Source organism: Streptomyces sp. NPDC054786 (genome assembly GCF_053611685.1).
Genome location: NZ_JBSHAW010000013.1, coordinates 63,607 through 80,418 on the forward strand (window position 1 = coordinate 63,607; position 16,812 = coordinate 80,418).

General features: G+C 71.8%; 13 protein-coding genes. 5 read left to right on the plus strand and 8 right to left on the minus strand.

The genetic code is table 11. From position 1 onward, the window contains the following. The first annotated feature begins 405 nt into the window (after positions 1 to 405). Complete coding sequence (locus tag ACWGI6_RS13340) at positions 406 to 768, plus strand: STAS domain-containing protein (RefSeq protein WP_453267600.1); 363 nt, start codon at positions 406 to 408, stop codon at positions 766 to 768. A 172-nt stretch (positions 769 to 940) separates the two neighbouring features. Here the strand turns inward: ACWGI6_RS13340 and ACWGI6_RS13345 are convergent, their stop codons facing one another. From ACWGI6_RS13345 to ACWGI6_RS13370, 6 genes are all read right to left on the minus strand, one after another. Then, positions 941 to 2,233: a sensor histidine kinase gene (locus ACWGI6_RS13345; RefSeq protein WP_453267601.1), complete on the minus strand. Its 1,293-nt coding sequence runs from the start codon at positions 2,231 to 2,233 to the stop codon at positions 941 to 943. Beyond that, entirely contained in the window at positions 2,230 to 2,892 is a 663-nt protein-coding gene (locus tag ACWGI6_RS13350; protein WP_393910533.1) for a response regulator, read from the minus strand. The genes ACWGI6_RS13345 and ACWGI6_RS13350 overlap by 4 nt, the downstream gene beginning before the upstream one ends. A 335-nt stretch (positions 2,893 to 3,227) precedes the next feature. Next, entirely contained in the window at positions 3,228 to 3,539 is a 312-nt protein-coding gene (locus ACWGI6_RS13355) for a hypothetical protein (protein ID WP_453267602.1), read from the minus strand. A 227-nt stretch (positions 3,540 to 3,766) separates the two neighbouring features. Further along, complete coding sequence (locus tag ACWGI6_RS13360) at positions 3,767 to 4,981, minus strand: helix-turn-helix domain-containing protein (protein ID WP_453267603.1); 1,215 nt, start codon at positions 4,979 to 4,981, stop codon at positions 3,767 to 3,769. Between the two features lie 61 nt (positions 4,982 to 5,042). Continuing rightward, positions 5,043 to 6,065 carry a hypothetical protein gene (locus ACWGI6_RS13365; protein ID WP_453267604.1) on the minus strand — a complete coding sequence of 341 codons (1,023 nt, stop codon included), beginning with the start codon at positions 6,063 to 6,065 and terminating at the stop codon, positions 5,043 to 5,045. A gap of 204 nt (positions 6,066 to 6,269) precedes the next feature. Further along, on the minus strand, positions 6,270 to 6,740 hold the full coding sequence (locus ACWGI6_RS13370; RefSeq protein WP_453267605.1) for a hypothetical protein: 471 nt from the start codon (positions 6,738 to 6,740) through the stop codon (positions 6,270 to 6,272). 108 nt (positions 6,741 to 6,848) lie between these two features. Here ACWGI6_RS13370 and ACWGI6_RS13375 point away from each other — a divergent pair, with 108 nt between their 5' ends. The 3 genes from ACWGI6_RS13375 to ACWGI6_RS13385 all read left to right on the plus strand — a co-directional run bounded on the left by ACWGI6_RS13375 (position 6,849) and on the right by ACWGI6_RS13385 (position 12,444). After that, a complete protein-coding gene (locus ACWGI6_RS13375; RefSeq protein WP_453267606.1) occupies positions 6,849 to 8,741 on the plus strand; it encodes a serine/threonine-protein kinase in 1,893 nt (630 codons plus the stop codon). A gap of 131 nt (positions 8,742 to 8,872) precedes the next feature. After that, a complete protein-coding gene (locus ACWGI6_RS13380; RefSeq protein WP_453267607.1) occupies positions 8,873 to 10,573 on the plus strand; it encodes a succinic semialdehyde dehydrogenase in 1,701 nt (566 codons plus the stop codon). A 20-nt stretch (positions 10,574 to 10,593) separates the two neighbouring features. Next, the gene (locus ACWGI6_RS13385) at positions 10,594 to 12,444 is read left to right on the plus strand and encodes a GMC family oxidoreductase N-terminal domain-containing protein (RefSeq protein WP_453267608.1); all 1,851 of its coding nucleotides are present in this window, start codon (positions 10,594 to 10,596) and stop codon (positions 12,442 to 12,444) included. Positions 12,445 to 12,571: 127 nt separating this feature from the next. Here the strand turns inward: ACWGI6_RS13385 and ACWGI6_RS13390 are convergent, their stop codons facing one another. Further along, positions 12,572 to 13,669 (minus strand): LAETG motif-containing sortase-dependent surface protein, encoded by a 1,098-nt coding sequence (locus ACWGI6_RS13390; protein WP_453267609.1) that lies wholly within the window; start codon positions 13,667 to 13,669, stop codon positions 12,572 to 12,574. Positions 13,670 to 14,577: 908 nt separating this feature from the next. Beyond that, positions 14,578 to 14,874 (minus strand): chorismate mutase, encoded by a 297-nt coding sequence (locus ACWGI6_RS13395; protein WP_453267610.1) that lies wholly within the window; start codon positions 14,872 to 14,874, stop codon positions 14,578 to 14,580. A 250-nt stretch (positions 14,875 to 15,124) separates the two neighbouring features. Between ACWGI6_RS13395 and guaA the strand changes: the two genes are divergently transcribed. After that, complete coding sequence (gene guaA, locus ACWGI6_RS13400; protein ID WP_453267611.1) at positions 15,125 to 16,711, plus strand: glutamine-hydrolyzing GMP synthase; 1,587 nt, start codon at positions 15,125 to 15,127, stop codon at positions 16,709 to 16,711. Positions 16,712 to 16,812 lie beyond the last annotated feature (101 nt).

Here is a 16,812-nt window from a genome sequence, read left to right on the forward strand (position 1 = left end):
TCTGTGTGCACCCTCACAGTTCCGCCGTGCCATCGAATGTAATGCGCGGCTCTGACAACGCACGCTCCTTTGCGGCAAAACCGAGCCCTGAGGGTTACGGGGATGGTAAAGCCCTGACGGGCCGATGCCCTCGCTTTGTGGCGATAATGCCCGATCGCATCGGATCGATGCGGATCGTTCGTGCCCGTATGGGGCTATGTGTTATCCGTGTGTGACCGGATGTCGGCGAATAGTCGGCGTCGTCGGGGCATAGCCTTAGACGGACTGCCTGTTGCGCCAAGGGTTCGGAAGAGTTTCAGGGGAGAGGGGCCGGGCAGTCGAGGCGGGGAAGGGTGAGTTCCGGATGCAACCCCGGTTCATCCGGTACGAAAGCGAGCGAAAGGCTTCGAGCGCGTGTCGTTGAAGGTGGCAGAAGACGAAAAGGGCCCATGGGCCGTACTCCAGGTGTCCGGTGAGATGGACCTGGTCACGTCACCGGCGGTGCGCCAGCATGTGCACGACGCGGTGGCCGACGGGCGGAGATCTCTGGTGCTCGATCTCTCCGAGGTGCGGTTCTGCGATTCCAGCGGCGTGGGCGTACTGATCGCCGCCCGCCGTCTGATGCGCTCCTGTCAGGGGCGGCTGCGGCTGATCCTCCCCGCCCAGGGCGCCGTGGACGGCTCGCACGTCAACCGTGTGCTGGCCGCACTGGGCGTACGCCGGCTCTTCGAGGTCTACCCGGACCTGCACACCGCCGTCGACGAGGCCGCCGCACCGCTCTCCGCCTGACGCATCCGGGACGCGCCCCTGCCGCGCCGTCCCTCCGGGATGCGCCCCTTCCGCCTCCCACGAGCCAGGGCCTCGCACGGGGCCTTGCGACTCACGCGGCCCATCCGCCGCACGAGTCACGCGCCTCATCCGCCGCACGAGTCCTTCCGCTCGCCCGCCCGCGCCGCCCCGATCACCCCGCTCCGTACGGGAATTCCGCCCGCACGACGAAGCCGCCCTCGGAGGTGCGGCGAGCCTCCAGCGTTCCGCCGAGGCTCTGGGCGCGCTCACGCAGCCCCACCAGACCGTGTCCGCCCCCGGGAAGCCCGGGGACCGTCGCCGTCGCATCCGGCGGCCCGTTCCGTATCTCCACCCGCAGCCCGTGCGCCGTACGGCCCTCCTCGGCCGCCTCCGCCCCGTCCGCCCCCGCGCCCCGGACCACGTCCACCGGATCCACCCGCACCCGGACCCGCGCCCCCGGTGCATGCTTGCGGACGTTGGTGAGCGCCTCCTGGACCGTGCGGAAGGCCGCCCGCTCCACCGTCTTCGCGCCCCTCACGCCGCCGGCGCCGGCCACCACACCACCCTCGTACGTCACATCGAGCGCGCTCATCTCGATCAGCCGCGGCAGCTCCTCCAGGTCGGGCTGGGGAGCCAGGCCGCGCGCCTCCGCCACCTCGCCGCCGTCCGCCCGCAGCACGCCCACCATGTGCCGCAGCTCCTCCAGCGTCCGTACGGACAGCTCCCGGATCGTCCTGGCACCCGCGCGCGCCTCCGCGTCCTCCGTGCTGACCTGCACCGCCCCCGCCTGCAGGCTGATCAGGCTGACCTGATGGGCCACCACGTCGTGCATCTCGCGGGCGAGCCGGGCGCGTTCGGTGGTCTTGACCCGGTCCGCGAGCAGACGGTCCTCACGCCGCAGGCTGCGGGTCAGATCCTCCACGCGGGAGGCCAGTTCCCGGCGGGTGCGCACCAGCAGGCCCAGGGCGATGGGTGCGGCCGAGGTGACCGTGGCGTCGATCAGCACCAGGGTGTTCTCGCGGTACGCGGTGAGTTCGAAGTCGGAGATCGGATACGGGAAGAAGTGCGCGGCGATCAGCAGCAGCGCACAGATGCCGAGCCGCACCCGGCCGGGCCGGCGGGCGGCCAGTGTGTAGAGCGCGATCATCGGCGCGAACCAGATGTAGCCGATGTAGAGCCCGGGAAGGGTGAAGAGGAAGACCAGCAGCGGAAAGCGCCGGCGGATCAGCAGGGCGGCCGCGGCCAGCATCGAGACGCCCAGCTCCAGCCCGAACTGGACGCCGTTGACCAGCATTGCGTCGGCGACCGCCAGCAGTACCGGGACCGCCAGCGGAGCGGCCTTGCGCAGCCGCCGCCCCCACACCCCGCGCGCCGCCGCCCGCCACCACTCGGCGTCGCGCGCCGCCGCCCCACGGCCGGACGTCAGCGGACCGCCCCGTCTGCCGCTCCTGCCCCCGGCTCTCACCACGCCCCCCGCGGATCGCCGGCCACCAGACCCGCACGGTCGGCGACGATGGCCGCCTGGATGCGGTTGATCCCGCCCAATTTGGCCAGCAGGGCGCGCACATGGTCCTTGACCGTACTGGGGGCGAGCCCCATCCGGTCGGCTATCTGGGCGTTGCCCAGGCCCTCGCCGAGCAGGGCGAGCACCTGCGACTCCCGCGGGGTCAGCCCGCTCACCGCCCGGTTCGCGGCGGCTTGGTCCTCGGAGGTCAGATAGCCCCCGATCACCGCACGGGTGACACCCGGGTCGAGCACGCTGCCGCCCGCCGCCAGCGTCCGCACGGCCCGTACGAGTTGTTCCGGATCGGAGTCCTTGAGCAGAAACCCGGCCGCCCCCTCGCGCAGCGCCGCCGTCAAATACTCCTGGGCGTCGAAGGTGGTCAGCATCGCCACCGCGGGCGGCTCCGGGGCGGCGCGCAGCCGGCGCAGCACGGTCAGGCCGTCCACGTCCGGCATCCGGATGTCCAGCAGCACGACGTCGGCCGCGCACCGCAGCACGGTCTCCACGGCCTCGGCGCCGCTGCAGTCCGCGACCATCTCGATGTCCGGGTCGGTCCCCAGAATCATCCGCAGTCCGGATCTGACCAACCGCTCGTCGTCCACCACAGCGACACGGATCACCGGCCGCCCCTTTCTCCTTCGCGCCCACCCGAGCCCGCGGAACCGCCCCGCATCGCGCGGTTCCGCTTCCCTGTCGTCCAGGACCGCCCTGCGGCGGACCCGTACCCCCGCCGAGCGGCGGGGGTGAGCCCGCGACCTCTGGAGGATGCCGCGGGGAGGACCCCACGGGCAGAGTGGTTCTCATGCTGCACCACTGAAGAGGCCACAAGCCCGGGACGCGTTGCAGTTCACATCGGCGGCCGCCGCGACCCCCACACGCGGCGGCCGCTTTGCGCGTGCGGGGGCGGTTCGGAGGGGGATCTCCCCCGCACGCCGGGAAAGCCCTTGGCGCTTCCTCAAAACACCTGGTCAGGCGGGGTGTTGTCGCTTCCCGGCCGCGCGCCCCGGCTCTCCGCGACCCGTAAGGCGTCCCGCAGCGCCGCACTGAGCTGAGCCGACAAAAACCGCAACTGCCGCGCGTCCACCGCCGGATCGTCGATCAGAACCCGGGCATGCTCCAGCAGCCCGACGCCCATCCTGAGTTGCAGCGCCTCGACCTGATCGGCGCGCCCGGAAACATAGCCACCGTCCTGGTCCGTGAGGAGATAGCAGGGTTTGTCGTCCGGCCCGGTCCAGGGGAGCAGCCGAGGGGTGCGGGGCGCGCTCATCGGACGGCCTCCGCTTGCGCGTTCTGCGGGTACGCCCGGAGGCGGCTGCGGACGGGGGAAGCGGGTGTCACGTCGACCTGCTTTCGTCGGGTGGGCATGGCCCTCCGGGCCGCAGGCGGCGGCTGTGGGGCCCGTCGTTCTTGACGATGCGGCAACGCTAGGCAGGGGCCTGTGCCCCGGACAGTGACGCCCTGTGCCACTTTCCGCCCCTGCTGGGACGCACTGTCCTACCCGTCGATATCGAGACGGCCGGCCAGCTCCGTGAGCGGTGAGGTGCGCCGTCGTTCGCGGTTGCGCAGGTCGGCCACCAGGCGGCGGCTCGTGGAGTGGTAGCGCATCCATTCGGGCGCGGTGCGCTCGGCGGTGAGCAGTGCCTGGAGTGCGCCGTCGTCCTTGTGCAGATCGGCGAAGGCCAGTGCGCGGTCCACATGGAACCGCGCACGCCAGGTCGGGGGCAGCGCGTGCAGCTCGGGCACGGTGCGTGAGGTGCGCAGTGCCTCGGCGCTCTCCTCCATCTCCACCAGGAAGTTGACCTTGGCCACACCGACGTTGGTCGGGCCGAACGGCGTCGCGTAGTCGAGGCGGTCCGTGCCGATTCCCGCCGCGGCCGCGCTCGCCATGGCGAGCAGGTCCCGCACCGTGTCGCGCCGCTCCAGACGGACCGCGGCCGTTGCCGCACGGAGCAGCAGGATTCCCCACAGGGCCAGTTCGAGCGGCGGGGAGCGGAACCCGGGCTCGATGCGTTCGGCGGCGTTCAGCGCGACGCGCTCGGCGTCGGCCAGCCGGCCCTGCTTGGTGAGCACCCAGGCAAGGCTGGAGAAACCGACGGTCTCCAGGTGGGGGTCGTCGCCCTTGGCTGCCGCCGCCATCGACCGTTCGAGGGCGGTGAACGCGGCGTCCTCCTTGCCCAGCGCGGTCAGCGTCGTGGCGGCGACCTGATACGCCTCGGCCAGGACGGAGTGGGCCGCGGCGGCCTCGGTCCCGGTGGTGGCGCGGGCGGCTGCCTTGGCATCCCTGATCAACTGCGGCAGCAGCGCGCCGATTTCCGCCATCCGTCCGTCGCGGCGGATGCGCTCCGTCGAGCGCAGGGAGGCCCGCAATGCCGCGATGCCCGGTGGATCCTCGGGGTCCGGATCGTCGCCCAGCAGGTCGGACACCGGCGAGACGGCCTGCCGCAGCGCCAGGACGGAGGGCTGTTCGCCCGCGCTGCGCACCTCGAAGGTGGCAGGCTGCCCGACGAGGGCGGACGGTTCCACGTCCAGGGCTCTGGCCAGCGCGTTGAGCGTCGTCAGCCGCGCCGTGCGACGTACGCCTTGTTCGAGCTTGCGGACGATATCGACGCACAGGCCCGCCCGCTCGGCGAGGCCCTCCTGCGTCAGCTTCCGGCGTGCGCGCAGCCGGGCGATGCGCTCACCGATGCCGGGTTCCTCGTACAACTCCATGGCCACCCCCGCGGGAAGGACGTGCCGACCACGCTACGCCCGCGCACGGCGGCCCCGCCCCCTACAACCCCCCACCCCGCCCCACCGCCGCCGCCCGGACCCCCTCCGTCCGTACCCCGTCGTACGGGCCGAAGCCGCGGCCGGTGGTCAGGACGACCACCGAGGTCATGGCCGCCAGGGCGTAGGCCGTCGTGGCCAGCGACAGGGCGCCCTCGGGGGTCTCGAAGGAGCGGTTGAAGAAGTCCGTCACGGTCAGCCATACGACCGTCCGCACGGTCATGTACAGCTCCAGCACGGCGAACAGCAGGAGCGCGCCGCGCACTTCCCGCCGTCCTCGGAAGGCCAGTACACCGAGGAGCAGGAGCACGCACACCGATCCGACGGTGGTGAACTCATGGGGCGCCGCCAGATCGAGGGTGCGGAGTACCGAACCGTCGACCACCCCGCGCAGATACTGCCCCGTGTCCACCTCGGAGGCCGTCAGAGCGTGGACGGTCCAGCCGATACGGGCCAGACACATCAGCAGGAACAGCACCCCGCAGATCCGGGACGAGCGGCGCCACCAGGCTTCCGGGTCGCCCACCCCCGGGGCGGTCGGGTGCCCGCCGCGCCGGCGCTCGGTGGCCGGGAACAGCGTGAACAGTACGACCAGCGCCACCACCAGCCCCAGACCGCGGGTGGCGAGCACCCAGCCGCCCAGCGAGTCGTTGCTGTACTGGTAGCGGTAGGCGGCGTCGAAGAGGCCCACGCCCTCCCGTAGGGAGACGGCGAGCAGGATGAATCCGGACAGCAGCGCCGCGGAGCGCGCCACCCGTCGCCGGGCCAGTGCCAGCCCTGCGATCACCAGGAACGCCATGGCGAAGGCCCATTCGTAGGGGCCGAGAATCTGGGCCGTGGGGGAGTCGCCCGGGTTGAACAGGCCCTCCAGGAAGTCCCAGACGTTGCCGTCCCCTTGGGCGATGCCGTAGATCGTCCAGGCGATCAGTACGCCGGAGTAGAGGAGCAGGGACAGGGCCGTCGCCAGATAGGCGCCGCTGTGCTCCGCGGCGGCCCGGCCCGGGTCGGGGCCCGGACGGACATCCACCGTTCCACCGTCCTGCATCACCATGACCGACCCCCGATCCGCCTCTCGTAGCTGCCGTACCGGTCGCTCCCGTACGACAGCCTCACTGTGTCAAGGACGGTGGGAGAGCAGGTGGAGGTTCCACCCCGTGTGTCGTGTGGTCCGTGCGGGGCCCGGGTCGGTTTCCCCGGTCCCGGTCCCGGTCCGGTGCCCGGTCCCGGACGATCAGCGCAGATGCCGGGCGGTGGCCGCGACGAAGTCCCGTATGCCCTGGCGGGTGGTGGCCCGCAGTTCGGTGAGGCTCTCCCGGTCGGGGGCCCAGTGCAGCTCGGTCGTTGCCGCCATCACCTGCTCGCTGCGGTCGAGTATCCCCGGGTCGTCGGTCACCATCTGGGCCCGGAACATGGCCTCTTGAGCGGCATAGCGGGTCTTGTACACCTCCTCGCGCAGCTCGGGGGAGTCCTCGTCGCAGCGGTCCTCCTCGTGGAGCACGAACCAGCGGTGGACGAGGACCCGCCGGTAGTCCAGCAGCGCCCCCGCGTAGGCGCAGTAGGCATCGATACGTTCCTGCCGCAGCCGCTCCGCGCGGGCGAACTGCTCGCTGCGCTCGGTCGCCCGGCTCTGGAAGAAATGGGTGATGCCGGAACCCAGCAGGGTGCCGATGACGGCCACGACGCTTGCAACAACTGCCTCCATCCGGGCAGTGGATCACGGCGGCCCGGCCCGGCGTCAGGCATCTGCGACGTTGGCCGGTCCCCGAGGGGGCGCCCTTCCGGTGGAGGGCCGGTGCGGCAAGATGGGCCCATGGGGATCTTCGGGGGCGAGGGCCGACTGATCGGTGGCCGGTACCGCCTGGGAATACGGCTCGGCCGCGGCGGAATGGGCACGGTCTGGCGGGCCACCGATGAGCTGCTGGGCCGCCAAGTGGCGGTGAAAGAGTTGCATTTCGATGACGGCACGGCGGAGTCCGAGTCGCGGGTGCAGCGCGAGCGGGCGATGCGGGAGGCGCGGACGGTCGCCGGGATCAAGCACCCGAACGTGATTGTCGTGCACGACGTCGTCGAGCAGGACGGCCGGCCGTGGATCGTGATGGAGCTGGTGGAGGGCCCGTCGCTGGCCGACCGGCTGCAGAGCGGCGGACCGGTCGCGCCGCGCGAGGCCGCCCGGATCGGTATCGCGCTGCTGGGCGCGCTGCGGGCCGCGCACACCCGTGGGGTGCTGCACCGGGACCTCAAGCCCGCCAACGTCCTGATGGAGTCGGGCACCGGCCGGGTCGTGCTCACCGACTTCGGTATCGCCCAGGTGCCCGGCGTCACGACGCTGACCGACGCCGGCGGCTTCGTCGGCTCGCCCGAATACACCGCGCCGGAGCGGATGTCCGGCCGCGGCACCGGCCCCGAGGCCGATCTCTGGTCGCTCGGGGTGCTGCTGTGCGCCGCGCTCAGCGGTGACTCGCCGTTCCGTCGCGACTCGTTGGGCGGTGTGCTGCATGCCGTCGTGTACGAGGAGGTCGAACTCCCGGAGGCGGCACGGGCGTTGTACGCCGTCGTCGAGGGGCTGCTGGAGCGCGATCCGGAGCGCCGGCTGGGTGTCGCCGAGACGGAACGGCTGCTGCGTGGCTATCTGCAGTCGGGCCGTGCCCCGGAGCGCGGGCCGGGCGTCCACGGGCCCGGCCGCGGCCACGGGGGCGGCGGGGCAGCGGGCCTCGCCGCCGAGGCCGTGGCGGGCGCGAGCGGACCGGCCGGACCGGGCCCCGGGGGGCCGCACGCCCCGCATCACTCCGAAGCCGATGTCCACGCCTCCCCGTACGACGGCCCCGGCGACGGCCTGCCCAGCGAACACCCGCCCAGCGAGGACCCCGTGGCCGCCGGTACGCCGCCCGCGGTCCCGTCCGCTCCGGGCCTCGCCCCCGCCGGAAGCGGCGCCGGGGGGCCGGGCGGGCGCGCGGGCGGCCGGGCCCCGGGCCTGCCGATCCGTGCGGCGCTCGACGACCGGGCGCTGGCCGCGGCCGCCCGCCCGCACACCGGCCGCCTCCGCACCGTCCTGCTGGTGACGCTCGCAGCGGTGGTGATCGGTGGCGTGGGCGCGGGCATCACGGTCCTGCTGATGGACCGGCACGGGACCGACGACGGCACCGGCCGCCGTTCCCCGCAGGCCTCGGGAGCGGGATCGGCACGCAGCCCTCGCCCCGACAGTGCGAAGCCCAGCCTCACGGGCACCTCCTCGCCTTCACCAGGGACCACCGGCAAGGTCCCCGCCGGATACCGCCTCGTCCACGACCCGGCCGGCTTCGTGCTCGCCGTACCGGACGGCTTCACCCGCTCGTACGAGAACGACCGCGTCTACTACACCTCCCAGGGCAGACGGTTCCGGATCGGCGTGCAGGTGCAGAAGCGGGTGCCGGAGGGGCCGCTGGGGGCGATGCGTACGGCGGATGCGGAGGGGCCCGCCCACTACCCCGGCTACCGCCAGGGGCAGGTCGTCGAGACCACCCACAACGGGCTCCGGGCCGGGCGCTGGGAGTTCGTCTGGGACGGTGCTGCGCAGGACGGCGGCGCCCGGTACACCTACGACCTCAGCTGGGACGAGAGCGGCAGGATGATCGACGTGTGGATCTCCTCCCCGGTCGGCTCGCGCACCGAGGCCGCACGGCACTTCGACACCGCGCTCGACGTGTTCCGGCTGACCGGGTCCTGACCCCGCGGCCTCCTGGTCGCCCCAGACCAGCCCCCTTGCGGCCAGCGAACACTGGCACGATTGTGCGTAGGGCGTGAAAACTCATTACTCCCGGGTACACAAAGCGTCCTGGGAGGAATACGCTCGCCGACATGACGGACTCGCAGGACACCGGAACAGCCGCCTCCGCCCCCGCCGAGGCCCCCGAAGAGGCCCCGGCCGCGGCTTCCGCAGCCACCGCCCCCGCCGAGGCCGCTGCCGCGCCCACCGACGGCAACCCGGTCGCCCCCGCCCCGGCGGGCGCCCGTACCGCCGCGGACGTGGTCACCCCCGAGGTCGCCGCCCGGCTCACCCGTGGTGTCGTCGGCAGCGGCCGCACGGCCAACCACACCCCGTTCACCGGGGAGAAGCTGGCCGACCTGCCCGAGTCCACCCCCGAGGACGTCGCCACCGCCTTCGAGCGGGCCCGCGCCGCCCAGGAGCGCTGGGCCAAGGTCCCGGTCAAGCAGCGCGCCGCGGTCCTGCTCCGCTTCCACGACCTGGTGCTCAGCCGCCAGGCCGAGGTGCTCGACCTGATCCAGCTGGAGACCGGCAAGGCGCGGCTGCACGCCCATGAGGAGGTGCAGGCGGTCACCGTCACCGCCCGCCACTACGGCCGCAAGGCCCACGCCTACCTCAAGCCCAAGGCGCGCACCGGTGTCGTACCGACCCTCACCAAGGTCACCGAACTCCGCCAGCCCCGTGGTGTCGTCGGGCAGATCGCCCCCTGGAACTACCCCTTCGAGCTGTCCGTGGGCGATGCCCTGCCGGCCTTCGTCGCGGGCAACGCCGTCGTCATGAAGCCCGACACGGAGACCGCGCTGACCGCGCTGTGGGCCCGTGAGCAGCTCATCGAGGCCGGGCTGCCGGAGGACGTCTGGCAGGTCGTGCTCGGCGAGGGCCCGGTCGTCGGCCCCGCCGTCGTCGAGCACGCCGACTACGTCTCCTTCACCGGCTCGACCCGTACGGGCCGCGAGGTCGCCCAGGGCGCCGCCGCCCGGCTGGTCGGCGTCTCGCTCGAACTCGGCGGCAAGAACGCCATGTTGGTGCTCCAGGACGCCGATGTGGAGAAGGCCGCCGCCGGCGCCGTCCGCGGCTGTTTCTCCTCGGCCGGCCAGCTGTGCATCTCCATCGAGCGGCTGTACGTCCACGAGTCCCTCGCCGACGACTTCCTCCAGCGCTTCGCCGCCCGTACGAAGGCGATGCGGCTGGGCAACGCCCTCGCCTACGGCGCCGACATGGGCTCGCTGGTCGGCGAGCGCCAGCTGGAGACGGTCACCCGCCATGTCGAGGAGGCCGTCGCCAAGGGCGCCGAGCTGGTCGCCGGCGGCCGCCCCCGCCCCGACATCGGCCCGCTCTTCTACGAGCCGACCATTCTCGACGGCGTCCAGGCACCGATGGCGGTCTGCGGCGAGGAGACCTTCGGCCCGGTCGTCTCGATCTACCGCTTCAGCGACGAGGACGAGGCGGTGGCCCTCGCCAACGCCACCCCGTACGGGCTGAATTCCAGCGTCTGGACGAAGGACGGCCGCCGCGGCCGTGCGGTCGCCGCCCGGCTGCGTACCGGCACCGTCAACGTCAACGAGTCCTACGCGGCCGGCTACGGCAGCGTGCAGGCGCCGATGGGCGGCATGGGGGACTCGGGTCTGGGCCGCCGGCACGGCTCCGAGGGCATCCTCAAGTACACCGAGGCGCAGACCGTCGCCCAGCAGCGTCTGATGCCGCTCGCGCCGTCCTTCGGGATGACCGATGAGAAGTACGCACAGTTCATGACCCGCAGCCTGCGCGCGATGAAGGCGTTCCGACTCCGCTAACAAATCAGCAGGGAGAGCCAGTGCCCCAGGAGAACTCTGCCCGAAATCAGGACCGGCACGGCGACCGGGAGGCCCAGGACGGTGGCTACGACTACGACGTGCTCGTCGTCGGCTCCGGCTTCGGCGGCTCGGTCTCCGCGCTCCGGCTGACCGAGAAGGGCTATCGCGTCGGCGTCCTCGAAGCCGGCCGCCGCTTCACCCGGCAGACGCTGCCGAAGAACTCCTGGGACATCCGCAGCTATCTGTGGGCCCCGGCGCTCGGCTGCTACGGCATCCAGCGGGTGCATCTGCTCGGCAACGTCATGGTGCTCGCCGGCGCCGGCGTCGGCGGTGGGTCGCTCAACTACGCCAACACCCTCTACGTCCCCCCGAAGCAGTTCTTCGACGATCAGCAGTGGGCCCATATCACCGACTGGCAAGCGGAGTTGGCGCCCTACTACGACCAGGCCCGGCGGATGCTCGGGGTGCGCCTCAACCCGACGATGACGCCCTCCGACGTCCACCTCAAGGAGACCGCGGAGAAGATGGGGGTCGGCGACTCCTTCCACCTCGCGCCGGTGGGCGTCTTCTTCGGGGACGGACGGGACGCCGTCAGCGGGGAGGAGACCGGGACGTCGAAGGCCGCACCGGGCACCGAGGTCCCCGACCCGTACTTCGGCGGCAAGGGCCCGGCCCGTAAGGCGTGTACGGAGTGCGGGGAGTGCATGACCGGGTGCCGGCACGGCGCCAAGAACACCCTCAACGAGAACTATCTGCACCTCGCGGAGCAGGCCGGGGCCGTCATCCACCCCATGACCTCGGTCGTCACCGTCACCGACGACTCCCGCGGCGGTTTCGCCGTCGCCACCCTGCCCACCGACAACAAACGCACGGGCGAGGGCCGCACCTTCACCGCCCGCCGGGTCGTCATCGCGGCCGGTACGTACGGCACCCAGACCCTGCTGCACAAGATGAAGGACAGCGGGCTGCTCCCCGGCCTCTCCGCCCGGCTCGGCGAGCTGACCCGGACGAACTCCGAGGCGCTGGTGGGCGCACAGACCGACAACCGCCGCTACCGCAAGCGGCACGGCACCAAGGCCGACTTCACCCGCGGGGTCGCGATCACCTCGTCGATCCACCCCAACGCCAACACCCATATCGAGCCGGTCCGTTACGGCAAGGGCTCCAATGCGATGGGCGCCATGTCCATCCTCCAGGTACCCCTCGCCGGACGCGGCTCGCGCGCCGCCCGGTGGGCCGCGAACTGCCTACGGCACCCGCTGCTGCTGCTCCGGTCGCTCTCCAACCGCCGCTGGTCCGAGCGGACCATCATCGGCCTGGTGATGCAGTCGCTGGACAACTCCCTGACGACCTACCGCAAGCCGAGCGGCATCGGGAAGGGCCTGCTCACCGCCCGCCAGGGCCATGGCGCGCCGAACCCCGAGCAGATCCCCGAGGCGACCGAGGCCGCCACCCTGCTCGCACAGGAGATCAACGGCTTCGCGGGCAGCAATGTCGGCGAGCTGATGGGGACCCCGCTGACCGCGCACTTCCTGGGCGGCTGCCCCATCGGCGAGGACGCCGACCACGGCGTCATCGACCCGTACCACCGCCTCTATGGCTACCCGGGCATCTCGGTCGTCGACGGCGCCGCGGTCTCCGCCAACCTCGGCGTCAACCCGTCGCTGACCATCACCGCACAGGCCGAGCGCGCGATGTCGCTGTGGCCCAACAAGGGCGAGCCGGACCCGCGCCCCGCCCAGGGCCGGGCCTACCGGCGGCTGGCGCCCGTCGAGCCGGTCCGCCCCGCCGTCCCCCCGAAGGCGTTCGGCGCGCTGAACCTGCCGTTCCTGGCCGTCCCGCCGGTGCCGCCGAAGAAGTCGCTGACCTAGGGCGTGTCCGCAACGTCCCGCCCGGCCCGACGGGTCATGGCCGGGGCGCGTGCCTGGCGATGGCTACGACGAAGGGCCGCACCGTCCCCGAGTGCGGCCCTTCTGCTCTGCTGCTCTGCGCCGGCCGTTACGCGGCGGCGCCACCGTCCGTCTTACGGCGACGGACGACGAAGAGCGCGCCCGCGCCGACGACCATGGCGACACCGCCCACGAGGCCGATGGTCGGCAGCGCGGAGGACGCACCGGTCTCGGCGAGGTTGCCGGTCACCGGCAGCTTGGCCATGCCGTCCTTCGGCTTGGTGGTGTTGACCGGCTTCCCGCCGCCCTGCGTACCGGGCTTGTTGCCGGGCTTGCCGGGCTCGGCCGGCGGGATCTCGCCCGGCTTGCTGCTGGCGGGCAGGATCGTGAAGTCGTACCACTGCTCCTCGGACCAGCCGCAGGAGCCGTCCTTGTTCTGGTAGTCGCCCGCCACCAGCGCGAAGCCGTCACCGGCCTTGGCGCCCTTGTCGGCGCGGATCCGCAGCTTGAGCTCCGCGGTCTGGTGCGCGTCGAGCTGGAACCAGCCGAAGTACTGGCCGTCGGTCCACTCGTCGAACGAGGTCCACTTGCCGGTGTCGGGGTTCTGGTACTCCAGGTCGAGCTGCGACTTGGGGTGGTCGATGTTCCCGGTCGGCACCGCGTAGATGACCGGGTAGACCTCGTCCAGCGCGTGGTCCGTGGTGTTGGCCAGGTGCACGCTGAAGCCCTTCCAGCCGCCGCCCGCGACGAGCTTGGAGGGCAGGTGGGCGACGGTCACTTTGATGGCGGCGTCGTCGACCTTGCAGTCGGGCTCGTCCCCGGGCTCGGCCGGCTTGGTGGGCTTTGCCGAGGTGGTGGGCTTGGGAGCGTCGCCGGGCTTGGTGTCACCGCCCGGGGCGGCCGGGTCGGACACCGTGGTGCCGTCACCGTTCCCGGTCTCCTCGCCGGGCTCGGTGCCGTCGCCCGTCGCGTCGTTGCCTGCCGCGTCGCCGTCCGACGTGGCCTCGTCACCGGCGCCCGGGGTCTCCGGCTGTGTGGCGGTGTCGTCGGACTGCTCCGGGCCGGGGGTGCCCGGGGTCGGTTCTGCGCTCGCGCTGGACTCGGTGCTCTCGGGGCCGGTCGCGAACGCGACGGGGGCCGCCATCAGGGCGGCGGGGGCTATGACGGCCGTCGCGGCGGCAGCCGTCAGGGCACGGCGAAGCTTCATCGAGAAGACCTCTCGGGGCCAAAGTGCCGTGGGGCGGCACAAGTGGGTGCGGGCCGTCGCGGTGGGGCGCGGTAGGGCCGTGCGATTGCAGGTACATGACCGGCCATGGCCGAAAAAGGTTGTCTACTCAACAACAAATGCTGTCGTGATGCCGATCACATCCGTCACAGCAGCCTCACAGGATTTACCAAGACCGCGCACAGGAGAGGTTCCGCGACGACCGTGCGCCGGGCGCACCCCCCCGCATAGCGAAGGGCCCCGGATACCGTCCGCGAGGGGGGTTGCGGACGGGCACGGGGCCCTTTGCTTTCGGTGCCGGCGTCAGGGCAGCGCCGGCACCGATCGGCGGCGCTGGGGGGGGGTAGCGCCGCTGGCTTTTGGGTGGTGCGTGATGGTGCGCGTGCCGCGGTGGTCGGACCAATGGCAATGCAAGGTCCATACCGGATGCGGTAGGTCGTTCGTCAAGCATCGTCCTGGATACGCCTCACCTGGCGCAACCGTTTCGACCGGATGCGGTCGGTCCCGGGCGTCCCCAGGACCGACCACCCCATCGGATGTGACCGGGCTGCTGTCCCCTGCTGACCGGCCACGCCACCGGAGTGAGGTCCCACGACGCGGACCGCGGCAAGCGGCCGGCGTCTCATCGCTCCGGGTTTCCGCCCGTGGGGCGGCGTCTACGCGTAGTCCTGCAGGCCGCGCCTGGCTGGCGTGGCACCGGGAACAACGAAGCCTTGCAGCGGCCGGTCACGCGCCGTACGGGTGAGTCGGCAACCGAACGCGGATCCGGCAGCTGCGCCGGGGCGCGTGCGCCCGCGCCACGCGCCCCGACCACCCCGGAAACCGACCGAATACCGTCCAGAACCAGCCATCGGGCGGCGCCGGGTGTGCCCGCTGACTCCCATGCCGCCTCAGATCTGGCCGCGGGACAGCTCCAGCAGGGTCATCGCCAGTGCGGTGCCCGGCTTGCCGAGCTGGTCGCGGTAGTGGGCGAGGATCTCCATCTCGCGGGAGAGGTTCACCCGCCGTCCGCCGGAGGTGAGGCGCTCGCGCTGGATGACGGCCGAGACGGCCATCCGTTCCTGGACGAGGCCGATGATCCGGCCGTCGAGATCATCGATCCGCTGCCGTGCGTCCTGGATGATCCCGGCCGCCTCGGGGGTGTGGGCGCCGGTGGCGGGGGCGGGGGTGGTGGTCTGGGGGCTCATGTACGTATCTCCTGGGGTGAGTGGCCCCGGAGCCGGTGATCGGTCCCGACAGACGCAGGCGCCCCGGACCATTTCGGCCCGGGGCGCCTGGGAAGTTGCTTGTCAGTGGATCAAGCAGCACGACCATGGCAGCCGGACGGGCCGGTGCCATAGGTAAAGACGAAGGTCAGCTGCTTGGACATAGCGCTCAGTATGAGCCCGTTAGAATCGAAAGTCCAACCCTGCTCCACACCGCCGGAAGGCCGCCGAAGTGCCATCAGCGCCCCCTGCCGCTGCCCCGGACGTCGTCCTCGTAGTCGACTTCGGCGCACAGTACGCCCAGCTCATCGCCCGCCGAGTCCGTGAGGCCCGGGTCTACAGCGAGATCGTGCCGTCCACCATGCCGGTGGCGGAGATGCTCGCCAAGAACCCGAAGGCGATCATCCTCTCCGGCGGCCCCTCGTCGGTCTATGCCGAAGACGCCCCCAGCCTGGACCGCTCGCTGTTCGAGGCCGGTGTCCCGGTCTTCGGCATGTGCTACGGATTCCAGCTGATGGCGACCGCCCTCGGCGGCACCGTCGACAACACCGGAGCCCGGGAGTACGGCCGCACCCTGCTGACCGTCTCCCGCCCCGGATCCACCCTTTTCGAGGGCACCCCCGCCGAGCAGTCGGTGTGGATGTCCCACGGCGACGCCTGCTCCGCCGCCCCCGAGGGCTTCTCGGTCACCGCGTCCACGGACGTGGTGCCCGTCGCCGCCTTCGAGAACGACGAGAAGAAGCTCTACGGCGTCCAGTACCACCCCGAGGTCATGCACTCCACGCACGGCCAGCAGGTCCTGGAGCACTTCCTCTATCGGGGTGCGGGCATCGAGCCGAACTGGACCACCACCAGCGTGGTCGAGGAGCAGGTCGCCGCGATCCGCGCCCAGGTCGGCACCAAGCGCGCCATCTGCGGGCTGTCCGGCGGCGTGGACTCCTCGGTCGCCGCCGCCATCGTGCAGAAGGCCATCGGCGACCAGCTGACCTGCGTCTACGTCGACCACGGGCTCCAGCGCAAGGGCGAGTCCGAGCAGGTCGAGAAGGACTTCGTGGCCGCCACCGGCGTCCAGCTGAAGGTCGTCGACGCCGAGGAGCGCTTCCTGACCGCGCTGGCCGGGGTCAGCGACCCCGAGCAGAAGCGGAAGATCATCGGACGCGAGTTCATCCGCGTCTTCGAGCAGGCCCAGGCCGAACTGGTCGCCGAGGCCGGCGCCGAGGGCGAGGAAGTGGCCTTCCTGGTCCAGGGCACGCTCTACCCCGACATCGTCGAGTCCGGCGGCGGCACGGGCACCGCCAACATCAAGTCGCACCACAACGTGGGCGGACTCCCCGACGACATCGAGTTCGAGCTCGTCGAGCCGCTGCGGCAGCTGTTCAAGGACGAGGTCCGGATGGTCGGCTCCGAGCTCGGCCTGCCGGACGAGATCGTCCAACGCCAGCCGTTCCCCGGCCCCGGCCTGGGCATCCGGATCGTCGGCGAGGTCACCAAGGAACGCCTGGACCTGCTGCGCGAGGCCGACGCCATCGCCCGCGAGGAGCTGACGGCGGCCGGTCTGGACCGCGAGATCTGGCAGTGCCCGGTGGTCCTGCTCGCCGATGTCCGCTCGGTCGGCGTCCAGGGCGACGGCCGTACGTACGGCCACCCGATCGTGCTGCGCCCGGTGTCCTCCGAGGACGCGATGACCGCGGACTGGACGCGGATGCCGTACGAGGTGCTGGCGCGGATCTCCACCCGCATCACCAACGAGGTCGCCGACGTCAACCGCGTCGTCCTCGACGTCACCAGCAAGCCCCCGGGCACCATCGAGTGGGAGTGATCCCGCCGGCCGAGTGGGAGTGATGCCACCGGCCGCCCGATGATGCCGCCGCTCGGTCTGTCCGAGCGGCGGCGTTGTCGTTGGGGTGAACGGCGAACAGC

Excerpts from the sequence above, each read along its gene's own strand:
- ACWGI6_RS13355 (WP_453267602.1), bottom strand. The coding sequence starts at position 3,539 with ATGAGCGCGCCCCGCACCCCTCGGCTGCTCCCCTGGACCGGGCCGGAC.
- ACWGI6_RS13360 (WP_453267603.1), bottom strand. The coding sequence starts at position 4,981 with ATGGAGTTGTACGAGGAACCCGGCATCGGTGAGCGCATCGCCCGGCTG.
- ACWGI6_RS13370 (WP_453267605.1), bottom strand. The coding sequence starts at position 6,740 with ATGGAGGCAGTTGTTGCAAGCGTCGTGGCCGTCATCGGCACCCTGCTG.
- ACWGI6_RS13375 (WP_453267606.1), top strand. The coding sequence starts at position 6,849 with ATGGGGATCTTCGGGGGCGAGGGCCGACTGATCGGTGGCCGGTACCGC.
- ACWGI6_RS13380 (WP_453267607.1), top strand. The coding sequence starts at position 8,873 with ATGACGGACTCGCAGGACACCGGAACAGCCGCCTCCGCCCCCGCCGAG.
- ACWGI6_RS13390 (WP_453267609.1), bottom strand. The coding sequence starts at position 13,669 with ATGAAGCTTCGCCGTGCCCTGACGGCTGCCGCCGCGACGGCCGTCATA.
- ACWGI6_RS13395 (WP_453267610.1), bottom strand. The coding sequence starts at position 14,874 with ATGAGCCCCCAGACCACCACCCCCGCCCCCGCCACCGGCGCCCACACC.